Raw genomic sequence first — 15,418 nt, 5'->3', positions numbered from 1 at the left:
CACTTTTATGACTAGGTACTAATGGTAGTATATAATGGTTCCCGGCTGCTTTCAACAGCTAATCGAGCTTTTCCTCTTGAAACACCCCTGCATCTTCTAAATAAGCCCACAGTTTCGGGTAAGCTCCAGCGGACCAGAATTCTTCAGACGACGTAAGTGCGGCAACATCTGCCCGTGCCGTTTCAAGGGCTCGTTTATCGTGGACAGGATCCGCCATTTGAAAATCAGGAAGCCCGCTTTGTTTATCACCGAAAAAATCGCCGGGCCCCCGCAGCTCTAAGTCACGTTCGGAAAGCACAAACCCATCATTCGTTTCGGTCATAATCCGCATCCGCTCTTGCCCATTTTCAGACGACGGTTCGGCAAGGAGAATACAATAGGACTGGTGCTCTCCGCGCCCGACACGGCCGCGCAGTTGGTGCAGCTGGGCCAGGCCAAACCGGTCCGCATCATAAATGAGCATCATTGTCGCGTTTGGCACGTTCACGCCGACTTCCACGACCGTTGTAGAAACGAGCACATGCGCTTCACCTGCAGCGAACGAAGCCATCACACCTTCTTTTTCTTCTGCCGGCAGCCGGCCGTGCATTAAACCGATCTGATGTGTCGGTAACAACTCCTGCATCATTTGATGAACATCAACAGCGTTTTGTACATCAAGCTGCTCTGATTCCTCAATTAACGGACAGATAACATATGCCTGACGTCCAGCAGCAAGCTCTTTTTTCATGAAACCGACGACTCGTTCAAGCATATCAGGCTTTGCCCAATACGTTTCAATCGGTTTTCGTCCCGCAGGGAGTTCATCAATGGATGAGACGTCCATATCGCCAAATGACGTAATCGACATGGTTCGCGGAATCGGGGTCGCCGTCATAAATAACACATCTGGTGATGCGCCCTTTTCCTTCAATACGCGGCGTTGCCGAACGCCAAAGCGGTGCTGTTCATCCGTAATCACCAACCCTAAGTCGTGAAATGGAACATCCGGTTGAATTAAAGCATGGGTTCCGATAACTAAATCCAATTGATGAGCTTCAAGTGCTTCGTAACGCTTCCGCTTTTCTTTTGCTGTCATTGAGCCTGTGAGCAGCGCACACTTCACACCAAATGAAGCGAGCCATTTTTCAGCTTCTTCAGCGTGCTGTTCAGCTAAAATTTCTGTCGGTACCATAAGCGCCGCCTGTTTGCCGGCAGTTACAGCAGCATAAACAGCGATCAATGCTACAAGTGTTTTACCTGAGCCTACATCTCCTTGCAAAAGCCGGTTCATCCGCAAATCGGAGCTCATGTCCTGCAGCACTTCTTGAATCACGCGGTGCTGCGCTTTCGTTAACGTAAATGGAAGAGAAGCCATAAACTGGTCAACTTGATCACGATCAAAGACGAGTGGTGTTTTATCCTCCCCCCGGCGTTGATACTGCTTATAAGCTAAGAGCTTTAACTGAAATAAAAAGAATTCTTCATAAACGATGCGGCGGCGGGCGTGCTTTAACGCTTCACGCGAACTTGGGCGGTGAATTTCAAACAAAGCTTCAGCCCGGGTTGGCAGCCGGTATCTCTCCAACAGCGGAGCAGGAAGCAGCTCAGGGACTTCTTCTCCATAAGCTTTCAACCCTTCCTGGATCCACTTTTTCAATTGAGTCATGTTAATATCGCTTGTGACAGAATATACCGGCGCAAGTTTGCCGCTTTCCGATGGCTCACCCTTGTACACCTGCTGGGCGGTCAGCTGCAGCCGGTGTTTATCAAACTTACCGCTCACTGTAACCAATGCCCCCTGCGTAATTTGACGCTTTAAAAAAGCACGGTTAAATACGGTAACAGTCACGAGTACACCGCCTGTTTCGATCCGAAATGTTAAGCGCGTTTTTTTCTTGCCGAAATACCTAACCGATGGTTCAGACTGCACCCGGCCGATCAAGGTAGCCCGTTCATCATGGGTTAAGTCTTCAACACGGCGCGGCTCGTAGTCTTCATAACGAAACGGTACATGATTAATTAAATCAAATACCGTTTGAATACCGAGCTTTGCCAAATGTGCTGCTGATTTGTCGCCAACACCACTGACAGCGGTCACCGGCGGTGCACTTTCAGCGTTCATGAGCGATCAAGGGAAATATTAAAAATTTCAGTCTCGAGACGGCGGCCGGTTGGTGTTGCAGCTAGGCCTCCCCGGGCTGTTTCTTTTAAGTCATCCGACATATTTTCCCCAATTTTATACATTGCTGTAATGACTTCATCGACCGGAATCCGGCTTTCAATGCCGGCAAGGGCCATGTCCGCCGCCATTAAAGCAATCGAAGCACCGGCAGCGTTTCGCTTTACGCATGGCACTTCCACAAGCCCGGCGACAGGGTCACAAACGAGCCCGAGCATATTTTTGAGCGTCATCGCCATGGCATGACCACTCTGCTCCGGTGTCCCCCCGGCAAGTTCTGTGATTGCAGCAGCAGCCATTCCGGCGGCTGACCCTACTTCTGCCTGACACCCGCCAGCGGCACCTGAGATGGAGGCATTATTGGCCACAACCATGCCGAATGCACCAGAGGTAAACAAAAACTTGACCATATCTTCGCGCGTTGGATTGAGCTGATCTTTCACAGCAAATAATGTACCCGGAACTACGCCGGCAGAACCGGCAGTCGGTGTGGCACAAATGGTTCCCATCGCGGCATTTACTTCATTTGTCGCCATCGCTTTTGCTACCGCATCGAGAAGTACGGGCCCGGATAATGTGTTTTGTTTCGCGGCATAGGCTGCAAGCCGCTTGCCGTCGCCTCCTGTAAGTCCTGAGACTGACTCAACATCCTCGTTAATGCCGCGGTCTACTGCCTGCTCCATAATATCGAGACGTTCTTCCATCGTCTGCAATACTTCGTCACGCGTTTTTCCTTTTTCGTGAATTTCTTGTTGAATCATAACCTCTGCAATGGATCCTTCTTTCATGACTGCACGCTCAATCAGTTCAGCTGCATTTTTAAACACCGCGATCCCTCCTTAATCTTGAATTTTAGCGACTTGAATCACGTGATCAAGTTTCTCCAAATCTGTTAATACAGCCGCATCTACCGGCTGGTCAACTTCAATCACCATTAAAGCTTCTTCACCTTTATCTCTGCGTGAAACTTCCATATGACCAATGTTCATTTCCCGTTCTGCCAGTTGATTAGAAACTTCAGCAATGACACCGTACCGGTCTTGATGCACGATAAAAATTGCAGGATGATGACCGGACAAGCGCAGGTCAAAGCCGTTCAGTTCCGTAATTTCCACTTTTCCTCCGCCGATGGAAATGCCGACAATCTCCATTTCGCGTTCACCTTTTTTCAGACGGAGACGGACAGTATTTGGGTGATCCGTAACGGCATGCTCTTCAAACCAGCGCAGTTGAATTCCTTGATCTTCAGCAAGTTGAATGGATTCAGGCAGGCGTTCATCAAATGTATCAAAATCAAGCAGACCGCCGGCCAAAGCAACATCTGTTCCGTGCCCCCGGTATGTTTTTGCAAACGAGCCGTACAAATGGATCTGCACCTCTGTTGGCGCCTCACCAAACAGCAAACGTGCAAGCCTTCCAATCCGGGCTGCACCGGCAGTATGAGAACTCGACGGACCAATCATGACCGGTCCTATAATATCAAATACGCTGCGATACTTCATTCATTCTTCCTCCTACCTCATTAAGATAGCGCTTTCATAATTTAACAGCTTGATTTTAAAAAACGGCCATTTGCTGCCGTACCTTCCGCAGGCACGGAAAAACAAATGACCGACTCGGTTGTTTTCAGGCATCATTGTACATCGGTGCTACTGCAACAGCAATTGTCCCCGGGCCTACGTGAGCGCCGATGACTGGACCGATACTTGATTCAAACACTTGCTGCACGTCAAATGTACCTTTGAGCATATCAAGAACTTCTTCAGACGATTCATGAGGGCCTGCGATACAAACACTCACTTGAACTGGCTTTGACTTAAATTCATCAGCTAACAAATCATTCATACGAAGGAGCGCTTTTTTCTTACCGCGTACTTTATCGGCAGCATAAACTTCACCTTCATTCGTTAATGACAAGATCGGCTTCATTTTTAATAAAGACCCGAGCATAGCTGATGCTTTGCCGATACGTCCATTTTTCTGTAAATACTCAAGCGTATCTACAACGAAAAAGACCCGGGATTTTTTGAGTAAATCGTCCAACCGCTCGCGGCAGGCTTGTGCATCAGCACCGCTTTGTGCAAAGCGGGCGAGCTCGAGCACAATTAAGCCAAAGGCCATGCTTGCCCGTTTTGTATCCACAACATCAATATGAAGCCCTTCAACTTCTTCTTTCGCGATTGTTGCTGCTTGATACGTCCCGCTTAAACGGCTTGATAGATGAAGAGAAAGCACCGTCGTATCTTCACCATACGTTTCTTTCACCTGCTTATACACCGTTTCAAACTCATGCGGGGTCGGCTGCGACGTTTTCGGCACCCCGTCTGCCGTTTGCAGTTTTTCATAAAACGCTTCTGCCGTTAAATCTACACCATCTTGATACGTGGTGCCGTCCGGGAAAGTCACCCGAAGCGGAACAACGGTAATATCAAGCTCTTCAATAAGTTCTTTCGGCAGGTCTGCGGTACTATCGGTTACAATCTTTACACGACTCATATCAATTGCCCCTTTCCGAGTTCCAATTCATTACTCTGCCGCAAAAATATACGGATAAATCGGCTGACCACCTTCATGCACTTCAAGCTCAACATCACGATAGTTTTCCTCAATGTAAGTTTTAATGGCTTCAGTTACAGCTGAATCAGCATCAGCCCCAGCGAGCACTGTCACAATTTCAACATCTTCTGAAATCAACTGCGGTAGAAATTCAAGCACAGCGGTTTCAAGTGAAGGGCTTGTTGCTGCAATATCTTTTTCGACCATTGCCATAAAATCACCTTCATTAATCTCACGACCGTTAAGCGATGTATCTCGAACAGCCCATGTGACCTGCCCGGTTCGAACTTCCTTTAGGCTTTCATTCATCGTTGATTCAAGTTCATCTGCTGCTAGCGTGCTATCATAAACAAACAGTGCCGCCATCCCTTGAGGTACAGACTTCGATGGAATCACACGCACATCTTTATCCGCCACCTCGGCTGCCTGTTCAGCTGTCATTACGATATTTGAATTGTTTGGAAACACAAAGACGGTTTCAGAAGTTGAAGCTTCAATTGCCGCCACAATATCTTCTGTGCTCGGATTCATCGTCTGACCGCCTTCAATGACTTGTGTGGCACCAAGACTTTGGAACAAAGCTTTAATGCCATCGCCCATAGAGACCGTTACAATACCGTAGGCACCTTCAGGCACGACCGGAGCTTCAGCGGGCTGTTCCTCTTGGTTTTCCCGGTGGTTTAAGGCAGCATGCTGTTCACGCATATTTTCAATTTTAATGTTCATTAAACTACCGTGCTTTTGAGCTAAAGTCATTGCTTCTCCTGGGTGCTCCGCATGGATATGTACTTTTACTAAATCTTCATCGCTGACAACTAGAAGCGAGTCACCGAAACGACCGATATCGCGGCGGAATACATGCTCATCAAAAGGCTGACTGTCCTCAGAAAGACGTACCATAAACTCTGTACAATAGCCGTACTCAATATCCGCAGGATCGAGCTGGTCATGAAGGTTCTGGTGCGCTGCATCAAAGTTTTCTTCACTCTCTAGTACTTGTCCTTCATCAATTTCCGGGCGCTCTTCGCCGCGTAAATACGCAAGCATTCCTTGATATATATAAACAAGGCCCTGTCCACCGGAATCTACAACCCCTGCTTCTTTTAAAGCGGGGAGCTGGTCCTGGGTACGCTCAAGCGCTGCCTGGCTTTCTTCATAAGCTGCGTTCAATACACCTTCTACTCCGCTGCTGTTTGAAGCTGCTTTTTTCGCTGCCTTCGCTGCATCTTTTGCTACGGTTAAAATTGTACCTTCTACCGGCTTCATCACAGCTTGGTAAGCCATATCCACCCCGGACTGAAGAGCTTTTGCTGTATTTTCACCGTTAAGCTCGTCTTCTAGTTCCACGCCTTTTGCAAAACCACGGAACAACTGCGATAATATGACGCCGGAATTCCCACGCGCGCCCATTAACAAGCCTTTAGAAAACGTTTTTGCCGCCGCACCTGCATGACTCAGCCCGGCGTGCTCAATTTCTTTCACGCCGGAGCTCATTGTTAAGTTCATATTCGTTCCGGTATCACCATCAGGCACCGGGAAAACATTTAACGCATCAACACGTGCAGCGTTCGCTTTCAGGCGATGTGCACCTTCAACGAACATCGCTGCCAATGTTTTGCCATTCACTACTTTCATCTCCATCGTTCCTCCTCAAGCCTCAGCCTATGAATTGGCAACCCGCACCCCTTGAACAAAAATGTTCACTGCGTCAACAGAGAGGCCGAGCATCTGCTCTAGTTGATATTTTACTTTCGTCTGAACGTTATACGCCACTTCGGAAATTTTTGTTCCGTAACTGACGATAATGTACATATCAATATGAATCTCTTCTTCAACTTCACGGATCACAACCCCGCGGGTAAAGTTCTCTCGTTTCACGAGTTCGCTTAAGCCGTCTTTAATCTGCTTTTGCGAAGCCATTCCGACGATGCCGTAGCAGTCGACAGCTGCTCCTCCAGCGATTGTTGCTACAACCTCGCGCGATACATCAATGGATCCTAATTGTGAATTCATTTCAATAGCCATGAAATCCATCCTCCTTTAGCGGACTGCTCGTTCAGCTAACGCTATTTTACTATACCGGACGTGTTTTTCAAAGGAAGATTCCCCCCGGAATTAGGACAGACGTAGAAATTACCAATCCTTATGTTGCAAAACTAGAAACATATGTGCTACGATAAGTCAGTATGAAATCGTTGAGATTTTAAACGATGCTGATAGGAGGTGCATGACATGGCTCGTAAATGCTACGTAACCGGAAAAGGCCCAAAATCGGGCAACAACCGTTCCCACGCGAACAACTCCACGAAGCGCCGCTGGAACGCGAACGTACAAAAAGTCCGCATCCTCGTTGACGGTAAGCCAAAGCGCGTATACGTCTCCACAAAGGCGCTAAAAGCTGGCAAAGTTACGCGTGTATAATTCATAAAAAACACCTGGCTGAGCTGCCAGGTGTTTTTTATGAATTAATCTTCACGTCGTACAGAATGCAGTACAGCCCGCACAAAACCTCCGAGAAACTTCGGTAATTTAATCGTATAAAACTTCATGCAATCGGCCCCTTTCCCTCAAGGTAACTCCAGCCCTGCTCGTGCAGCGGCACCAGCCGTCTTCTTTAGCCTCTTTTTCATATATATTCAAGAACGTACAGATAGTACATCATTTTTAAGAAAAAATCTCAGACGACCTTTTTTTCAGCTTGGTGTGAACAAAAACTTTTATATAAAAATTTATCTAGCTTCCTCTTTTTGCGTGCGATTTATCTATCTATAGGCTTTATGTTTTGGCCTTCACGTCAATACTTCGGTTGATTTATGTAAGCTTTACTGTATTACATACACGCTAACCCAAAATTTTTAAAGGGCACAAAGGTCATACAACTTATTTTACAGTGAATGCCTAGCACACGTTTTGAACGTTTGTACAGTCCGCCCTTAAAAAAGTAACAAATACGCTCAATAACCTTTTAATATAAAGCATCTTATGTATGACAAATCAGCTTTAATTCTCATCCCCTGGAAAAACCTCTAAGATGTCTGGTATAAAGACGTAAAAAACATCCGGAGCCTTCTAGCCCCGGATGCTTTTAACGGCCTCTGCCATATTTTCAGCTTTATAAATGGATGAACCTGCGACTAATACATTCGCACCTGCATCGCGGCAGGCAGCCGCTGTTTCTTCATTAATTCCACCGTCAATTTCAATCAAAAGTTCAGGATTTTTTTCTGCAGCCAAGTGAGCCACTTCACGAATCTTTTCTACAGCTTCCGGGATAAACGACTGACCGCCAAAACCCGGGTTAACCGTCATTAATAACACTAAATCAACATCAGCAATCACATGTTTGATCATGTCCACCGGCGTATGCGGATTTAATACGACGCCGCTCTTTGCACCTTCAGCATGGATTAAGCTTATGGTCCGGTGCAGGTGCGGACAAGTTTCAGCGTGGACTGAAATGATTGAGGCCCCTGCTTGTCGAAACGCCGGAATGTATTGATCCGGGTTTTCAATCATTAAATGCACATCAAGTGGTAGCGATGTATGAGGCTGAATTGCTTCTACAACATTCGGCCCCATCGTAATATTTGGTACGAAGTGACCATCCATCACATCGACGTGTATAAAATCTGCCCCAGCTGCTTCGGCACGTTCAACTTCGTCCTGCAGCCGGCTGAAATCTGCGGCTAATATCGATGGCGCAATTTTTGTCATTAATACAACCTCCGAGATTGAATTTCATCATAAAACGAAAGATAATGCTGATAACGCTCTTCTGCAACTTCTCCTTCAGATACAGCTGCCTTCACTGCACAACCAGGTTCATTTTTGTGAGCACACCCGCGGAACTTGCAGTCTGGCAACCGTTCACGCATCTCCGGAAAATAAAGCGTTAAATCTTTAGCTTCGATCCCGTGAAACTCAAGTGAACTAAAGCCTGGCGTGTCAGCAATCCGGCCCCCATTTACGTTCCAAAGTTCAACGTGACGGGTGGTATGACGGCCGCGTCCAAGCTGAGCAGAAACTTCACCTGTCTCAACTTGAGCTTCAGGGGCAAGCACATTTAAAAGCGTTGATTTACCAGCACCGGATGGACCACTTAGAACAGTGATCCGCTGATCCAGCTCTGCTGTTAACGCCGGTGGCGGCCCTTCCTCAAGCAGACGGGTAAAATAAACGTCATAACCGACATCTTCATAAAGCCGTTTATAAACGTTTAAAAGTTCCAAATCATCATCACTCACTTGATCAAGCTTTGTAATAACAATGACCGGCTCAATGTCTTCTGCTTCAGCATGAACGAGTACACGATCAAGAAAGTACGAAGAAAAATCAGGGTCTTTTGCGGCACAAATGATATACGCTTGATCCACATTTGCTACTGGCGGACGGAGCAGCATATTATCACGTTCATGTACCTCAGTAATGTAAGCCCCGTCTTTAGAAAAAGAAACCCAGTCCCCGACAATCGGCTTAACATTATCTTTGCGAAACCGTCCACGGGCCCGGCACTGATAGCGCCCGGTTTCGTCTTCAACGTCATAAAACCCGCCAATAGATGTCATAATCCGTCCTTCAGCCATATATCCTCCTGTTTAACCGTCATATGAAAATTCGTTCGCCTGCATTTCTTCTCCATCAATATACAACGTGTACTGACCATCTGTTTCCGGTGTCACAATAAGCGGCACGTGATACGTTGTTGAAGCATTGATTTCTTCTTCAATGTAAGTTGCTTCCCCTTCGCTTTCAGCGTCTTCATAAGTGATCAGTACTTCATAAGCATGATCACTCTCTTCATCAGCAATATCAACTGGAACAACGGCTTCTACCGTTTCAAATGGAGGCTCTTCCTCCTCCTCTTCTTCGGTTTCTTCAGGACCAAGCGAAAGCGTAAAACTTACTTCACTTCCTTCACGAACCGTTTCATATGGACCGGGTTGCTGCTCAATGACGCGGCCTGCTTCGACTGAATCATGATGAGCTTCAGCAAAATTGTGCGCTAAGTTGTGGGAACTTACATAACTACGTACAACGTCTTCGCTTTCTCCTTGAAGATTATCAAGTGTCACTTCAGGCCGTTCACTTACTGTGAGTACCACCGTTTCTTCTTGAACAACGATGCGCTCACCCGCTTCTGGACTTTGGTCAATCACTGTATCTTCTTCTAGCCCGCTCACTTCTTCACTTTCGGTTTCAACATCTTCAAAAGCAGCAAGCTCTTCTTCAGCAGATGACAGCGGCAAGTCTATGACATCCGGCATTTCTTCTGTTTCTGGTCCGTCACTTACAAACAATTGAATATCTGAACCTTCTTTAACAGTCCTGCCTGCACCAGGATTTTGTCGGATCACGGTGTCTTCTTCCAATTCATCGTTATACTCACGTTCAATATCAGCGCTTAAATCTGCCGCCTCGAGCTCTTCTTCCGCTTCATCAATTGTAAGTTCTTCAACGTCAGGTACGTCAACATCATCAAGACCAAACATCATCGGCACAATCGTAAAAGCAGCAAGTAAGCCACCGAAAAACACGATAAATGCCGCAAACAAAGGAAGCAGGAAACGCTTCTTTTTCTTTGGAGGCGGGTCAGCAGGCGCCGGTTGTTCTTCTTTTACGTCTGCATAATCGTTTTGAGAAACTGCCGGCATTTCAATCGTTGCTTCATCATCTACCTCATCCATTAACGCAGGTGCTTCACTGCGCCGCTCAAGCGAGAGACAAGTTTTAACATCTTGCTGAAAATCCTGCACAGAAGCATATCTTTGGGCAGGGTCTTTTGCTGTTGCATACAATATGGCATTGATTAATGGCTGCGGCAGACTTTCACGCTTTACTGCAGGATCAGGAAGTGGCCGCTGCACGTGCTGCAAAGCAACAGATACAGCAGAGTCACCACCAAATGGGAGTTCACCTGTCACCATCTCATAAAGCACAATCCCGAGCGAGTACGTATCAGACCGCTCTGTCACAACGCCGCCGCGTGCCTGCTCCGGTGATAAATAGTTGGCCGTTCCCATAATAGACTCAGTTTGGGTTAACGTCTGTCCCCCGCTAGTCGCCCGGGCAATCCCAAAGTCTGTCACTTTCGCATTGCCACTTTCGTCAAGCAAAATATTATGCGGTTTGACATCCCGGTGCACAATGCCGAACTGGTGCGCATGCGCAATTGCAGAGGCTATCTGATTGAACAGCTCCACCACTTCTTCAAGCGGAAGTGGACCACGCCGCTGAATATGTGACTTCAACGTCTCACCTTCGACATACTCCATAACGATGTAATAAACCTCATCTTCATCGCCAATATCATAAATCTCAACGACATTTTGATGACCGAGGCTTGCTGCTGCTTCTGCTTCGCGACGGAAACGTTCAATAAACGCTCCTTCTTCGGCGTGCTGCGGCTGCAGTACTTTTAAAGCCACCGTCCGGTCAAGAATTCGATCCTCTGCTTTGTATACATACGCCATCCCGCCGCCGCCGATTGCTGCAGTGATGTCATATCGTTCGTTGATGCGTTGTCCAATCATAATGAATCACCTTTCGGCTGTTTCAACGGCCGGATACTGAATGAGCGCGACCGTAATATTATCGTCACCGCCGGCTTCATTGGCGGCATCGATCAACGTCCGGGCTGCCTCTGAAAGCGGGTGCCGGGTTAGCATATCATGAATGCTTTCGTCTGCGACTTTATCTGTCAGACCGTCTGAACATAACAAAACCAAGTCCCCCGGCGCCCAAGCCGCTTCAACGACTTCCGGGGTAACTGTGGTTTCTGTACCTAGTGCCTGTGTTAATACATTTTTACGCGGATGCACTTCAGCTTCAGCTTCGCTGATCTCGCCTTGGTCCACCAATTCATTGACAAGCGATTGATCCCGGCTCACCTGAGTTAGGCCTTCCTGATGGTAATGATAGGCCCGGCTGTCCCCGACATGTCCGATGACTACCTTCTCCTGATCGGCGACAGCTGAAATGAGGGTCGTCCCCATCCCGCGGTAAGCAGAAACTTCATTTGCTTTTTCGTAAATCCGGTGGTTTGCTGCCGCAATCACTTCCGTAAGCCACGTTGCTGCATGTTGTACAGGGTCTACTTCTCCTGGATCATTCCAGGCGGCTTCTACAGTTTCAGCTGCCATGAGGCTTGCTACATCACCGGCATTATGCCCGCCCATACCATCACAAACGACAGCCAGTGCCTTGTCTTCTTCTTCACGGCAGAATCCTTGGTCTTCATTATGCGGCCTTTTTTGGCCCTTATCAGTTAAAAACGCAGTTTTCAATAGAAATCTCACTCCGTTTCTTCAGAACGCTCCTTCGCGCGCAGCTGACCGCACGCGGCATCAATGTCATGTCCTTGCTCGCGGCGGATCGTTACGTTCACACCACGATCTTTTAATGTTTTTTCAAAGGCAAAGATATCATCACGAGACGTTCGAACATAATCGCGTTCCGGCACATCGTTTACTGGGATTAAATTGACGTGGCACTTTAACCCGTGAATTAAATCCGCAAGTTGATGCGCGTGTTCTACTTGATCATTCACCCCGCCAAACAAACCGTATTCAAAAGTGATTCGACGGTTCGTTTTTTCTTGATAGTAACGGATTGAATCCATCAGCTTTTCAAGCGGCCAAGCCCGGTTGACAGGCATTAAACGGCTGCGGATTTCTGTTGTCGGCGCGTGCAGTGACACAGCAAAGTTAATCTGCGTCTTTTCATCAGCAAACTCATAAATACGTGGTACAACCCCGCTCGTTGATACGGTAATATGACGGGCACCGATGTTTAACGCTTGATCATGATTAATTAAGCGGAGAAACGGCATTAATTCATCATAATTGTCGAACGGTTCGCCAATTCCCATAATAACAACCGAATCCACGCGTTCGCCCTTTTCATCAAGCCGGCGCTGAACTTCAAGCACTTGCGCAACAATTTCACCAGCTGTCAAGTTACGCTTTAAGCCACCGAGCGTCGAAGCGCAAAACGTACAGCCAAGACGGCAGCCAACTTGCGTAGTTACACAAACACTGTTGCCGTATTCATGATTCATAAGAACAGTTTCAATCGAATAGCCATCCGGCAGCTCATATAAAAACTTCATTGTCCCGTCAGTTGACTCCTGCATAACAATCTCTGAAAGTACGCGCAGTGAAAAGTGTGAAGCGAGCTTTTCCCGTAGCGCTTTCGATAAGTTTGTCATATCTTCAAAACGTTCAACCCGCTTTTGATATACCCATTCAAAGATCTGCTTTGCACGGAAAGCAGGCTCTCCTTCTTCTTTCAACCAAGCTTCTAGTTCATGATACTCCATCGATAACAGCGGCTTTAAACCTTTTTGTTCCGCTGCGACTTTCTCTTTCAATTGTTCCAAACTGGAACCCTCTCTTTCAACTTTTATTCTTTGAACAGTGAAGCGATAAAGAAGCCATCGCTCCCTGCATCTTGTGGTAAGATCGTGACTGCTCCTGCCATCGTACGCTTCTTTGCATCAGCTTGCAAGCCGAGTTTTTCGGCCAGGTCTTCTTCAAGTTTCCAGCCGGGTGCTTCATGAAGAAACTTTTTGACGACTGCTTCATTTTCTTCCGAGTTTAATGTGCACGTACTGTAGACGAGGCGACCGCCGGGTTTCACAAGTTTAGCTGCTTCGTGCAGAATCTCCTCCTGCAGCGGCGGGAACTCTTTTAAATGTGAGCTGTCTGGATAAGCTTTAATTTCCGGCTTACGGCGAATCACCCCGAGACCACTACACGGCGCATCAACAAGCACGCGGTCAAACGCACCTTCCGCAAAGTCATTTGACAACTGCCGGGCATCCCGCGGCAGCAGGGCGAAGCTCGTTAAACCGAGGCGTTCAGCTTGTTCATGAATGAGCGGCAGCTTCGTAGCATGGAGGTCACTTGCGGTAACGAAACCTTCATCCTGCATCCACTCCATTAAATGGAGCGCTTTCCCCCCCGGTGCCGCACAAGCATCAAGTACTTGCATGCCCGGTTTTGGATCAAGCGCGCGGGCACAAAGCATTGATGCCTCATCCTGGATCGAAAACCGTCCACTTGCAAATGCTTCAGTTTTTGCAGGCTGACCACTTGCTGTAATTAAGGCTTCAGGGGCGAGCTTGCCAAAAGATGTGGCCACCCCTTCTTCATTTAAGATCTCCTGCAGGGCTTCCCGGCTTTGTTGAAGGGTATTGGTCCGCAGTGTTACAGGCGCTTTTTTTAAATTGCAGTAAGCCGCCTCAAAAGCTGTTTCTTTACCGAACATGTTTGCCCATAACTGTAAAAGCCATACCGGATGACCGGTCTGTACTTCTTTACGACGCCATTCATCCTGGATCGTTTCAGGGTCGGGTAGGCCTTTACGGTCCGCATTACGCAGCACGCCGTTCACCATACCGGATAGACCTTTTCGCCCGTTCGCTTTAGCAAGATTAACCCCTTCATGGATCGCTGCCCGGTTTGGAATCCGGTCAAGAAAAGCCATTTGATACAGTGATAACTGGAGAATCGTTTGAATGCGGCGGTCAAGAGCAGAAGGTTTTTGCTTTAAAAAGGGCGTCATATAAAAATCAAGGGCCGGACGCTGTTTTAACACACCGTATACGAGCTCCGTCAATAACCCGGCATCTTCAGCGGACAAGCGCTGCTTTTCAATCACATCGTTAACAAGCAGATGACTGTAGGCGCCGTCTCGCACCCGCTCTAAAATATCGTACGCATGGGCTCGTACATTTTTTGTCGTCATGTGCCGAGCACCTCACCCTCTGTTAACGTCTGGCCGCGTCCGCGCAGGAAATCTTCAGCTGCCATTGCTTTTTTGCCGGCAGGCTGTACTTCTGTTAACTGAACCGGTTGACCCCCGGTTTGTACAATTAAGCCTTCCTCTCCTGCACGCAGCACTGTTCCTGCTTCTGCCTTGCTTTCAAAGCGAGCAGCAGGACGTGCCTGCCATACTTTTAATGTTTCACCTTGCCATGTCGTGTACGCAACCGGCCACGGGTTCATGCCGCGGATATGATTCAGCACAGCTTCACAAGACATTGTCCAAGCAATTTTTTCTTCGCCGCGCTCCAAGTTCGGCGCAAACGTTGCGTCAGCTTCAACCTGTGCCTCCGGCGTAAGCGTACCTTTTTGAATATCTGTAAGTGTTTCAAGTAAAAGACGGGCGCCAAGGGTGCTCAACCGATCGTGCAGTGTGCCTGTTGTATCTTCTGCAGTAATCGAGAGGCTTTCTTTTTTCAACATATCTCCGGCGTCGAGTTTTTTCACCATGTACATAATCGTTACACCAGTCTCGTTTTCACCGTTCATTATGGCGCGGTGGATCGGGGCACCACCGCGGTATTTTGGAAGCAAGGAGGCGTGCACGTTAATACAGCCATGCACCGGCGCGTTAAGAATCGCTTCCGGCAGCAGCTGACCGTAAGCACACGTAATAATGACATCCGGTGCCAGGTTGAGGATGTCCGCTCTTGCTGCGTCATCTTTTAACGTTTCAGGCTGCAGCACAGGCAGATCATGCGCCAGTGCTGTTTCTTTCACCGGCGGTAGGGTGAGCTGTTTTTTTCTCCCTTTTGGCCGGTCCGGCTGAGTGACCACCCCGGAAACGGTGTAGCCTTCATTTAAAATTGCTTCAAGCACCGGCACCGCAAAAGCCGGCGTCCCCATAAATACAACGTTCATTCGTATCCCTCTTTCT

15 protein-coding genes are annotated in these 15,418 nt (G+C 47.8%); 1 reads left to right on the top strand and 14 read right to left on the bottom strand.

The annotated features are described in order from the left end of the window. Positions 1-58: 58 nt before the first annotated feature. From recG to B0H94_RS00290, 6 genes are all read right to left on the bottom strand, one after another. On the bottom strand, positions 59-2,104 hold the full coding sequence (gene recG / locus B0H94_RS00315) for an ATP-dependent DNA helicase RecG (RefSeq protein WP_106587239.1): 2,046 nt from the start codon (positions 2,102-2,104) through the stop codon (positions 59-61). Continuing rightward, the gene (gene sdaAA / locus B0H94_RS00310) at positions 2,101-2,988 is read right to left on the bottom strand and encodes an L-serine ammonia-lyase, iron-sulfur-dependent, subunit alpha (RefSeq protein WP_106587238.1); all 888 of its coding nucleotides are present in this window, start codon (positions 2,986-2,988) and stop codon (positions 2,101-2,103) included. The genes recG and sdaAA overlap by 4 nt, the downstream gene beginning before the upstream one ends. A gap of 12 nt (positions 2,989-3,000) precedes the next feature. Beyond that, the gene (gene sdaAB, locus B0H94_RS00305; protein WP_106587237.1) at positions 3,001-3,663 is read right to left on the bottom strand and encodes an L-serine ammonia-lyase, iron-sulfur-dependent subunit beta; all 663 of its coding nucleotides are present in this window, start codon (positions 3,661-3,663) and stop codon (positions 3,001-3,003) included. 124 nt (positions 3,664-3,787) lie between these two features. After that, positions 3,788-4,657, bottom strand: coding sequence for a DegV family protein (locus tag B0H94_RS00300; RefSeq protein WP_106587236.1), 870 nt, complete (start codon positions 4,655-4,657; stop codon positions 3,788-3,790). A gap of 30 nt (positions 4,658-4,687) precedes the next feature. Then, the gene (locus tag B0H94_RS00295; protein WP_106587235.1) at positions 4,688-6,358 is read right to left on the bottom strand and encodes a DAK2 domain-containing protein; all 1,671 of its coding nucleotides are present in this window, start codon (positions 6,356-6,358) and stop codon (positions 4,688-4,690) included. A 21-nt stretch (positions 6,359-6,379) separates the two neighbouring features. Further along, positions 6,380-6,742, bottom strand: a complete 363-nt coding sequence (locus tag B0H94_RS00290) for an Asp23/Gls24 family envelope stress response protein (RefSeq protein ID WP_106587234.1) — start codon at positions 6,740-6,742, stop codon at positions 6,380-6,382. Between the two features lie 207 nt (positions 6,743-6,949). On the opposite strand from B0H94_RS00290, the gene rpmB reads away from it, so the two are divergent. Then, the gene (gene rpmB / locus B0H94_RS00285; RefSeq protein WP_106587233.1) at positions 6,950-7,138 is read left to right on the top strand and encodes a 50S ribosomal protein L28; all 189 of its coding nucleotides are present in this window, start codon (positions 6,950-6,952) and stop codon (positions 7,136-7,138) included. A 44-nt stretch (positions 7,139-7,182) separates the two neighbouring features. Here the strand turns inward: rpmB and spoVM are convergent, their stop codons facing one another. The 8 genes from spoVM to fmt form a co-directional block, all read right to left on the bottom strand. Beyond that, a complete protein-coding gene (gene spoVM, locus B0H94_RS00280) occupies positions 7,183-7,266 on the bottom strand; it encodes a stage V sporulation protein SpoVM (RefSeq protein ID WP_106587232.1) in 84 nt (27 codons plus the stop codon). 520 nt (positions 7,267-7,786) lie between these two features. Continuing rightward, positions 7,787-8,431, bottom strand: a complete 645-nt coding sequence (rpe, locus tag B0H94_RS00275; RefSeq protein ID WP_106587231.1) for a ribulose-phosphate 3-epimerase — start codon at positions 8,429-8,431, stop codon at positions 7,787-7,789. Further along, positions 8,431-9,300 (bottom strand): ribosome small subunit-dependent GTPase A, encoded by an 870-nt coding sequence (rsgA, locus tag B0H94_RS00270; RefSeq protein WP_106587230.1) that lies wholly within the window; start codon positions 9,298-9,300, stop codon positions 8,431-8,433. The genes rpe and rsgA overlap by 1 nt, the downstream gene beginning before the upstream one ends. 12 nt (positions 9,301-9,312) lie before the next feature. Beyond that, positions 9,313-11,247: a Stk1 family PASTA domain-containing Ser/Thr kinase gene (gene pknB, locus B0H94_RS00265; RefSeq protein WP_106587229.1), complete on the bottom strand. Its 1,935-nt coding sequence runs from the start codon at positions 11,245-11,247 to the stop codon at positions 9,313-9,315. A 6-nt stretch (positions 11,248-11,253) separates the two neighbouring features. After that, positions 11,254-12,000 (bottom strand): Stp1/IreP family PP2C-type Ser/Thr phosphatase, encoded by a 747-nt coding sequence (locus B0H94_RS00260; protein ID WP_106587228.1) that lies wholly within the window; start codon positions 11,998-12,000, stop codon positions 11,254-11,256. Positions 12,001-12,008: 8 nt separating this feature from the next. Further along, positions 12,009-13,094, bottom strand: coding sequence for a dual-specificity RNA methyltransferase RlmN (gene rlmN / locus B0H94_RS00255; protein ID WP_282432521.1), 1,086 nt, complete (start codon positions 13,092-13,094; stop codon positions 12,009-12,011). Between the two features lie 23 nt (positions 13,095-13,117). Then, the gene (rsmB, locus tag B0H94_RS00250) at positions 13,118-14,464 is read right to left on the bottom strand and encodes a 16S rRNA (cytosine(967)-C(5))-methyltransferase RsmB (RefSeq protein ID WP_106587227.1); all 1,347 of its coding nucleotides are present in this window, start codon (positions 14,462-14,464) and stop codon (positions 13,118-13,120) included. Continuing rightward, complete coding sequence (gene fmt / locus B0H94_RS00245) at positions 14,461-15,402, bottom strand: methionyl-tRNA formyltransferase (RefSeq protein ID WP_106587226.1); 942 nt, start codon at positions 15,400-15,402, stop codon at positions 14,461-14,463. Before fmt ends, rsmB begins: the two co-directional genes overlap by 4 nt. Positions 15,403-15,418 lie beyond the last annotated feature (16 nt).

This window comes from Salsuginibacillus halophilus (assembly GCF_003014715.1).
In the GTDB taxonomy this organism is placed as follows: Bacteria; Bacillota; Bacilli; order Bacillales; family Marinococcaceae; genus Salsuginibacillus; species Salsuginibacillus halophilus.
This window is presented reverse-complemented; position numbering and strand designations above follow the sequence as displayed.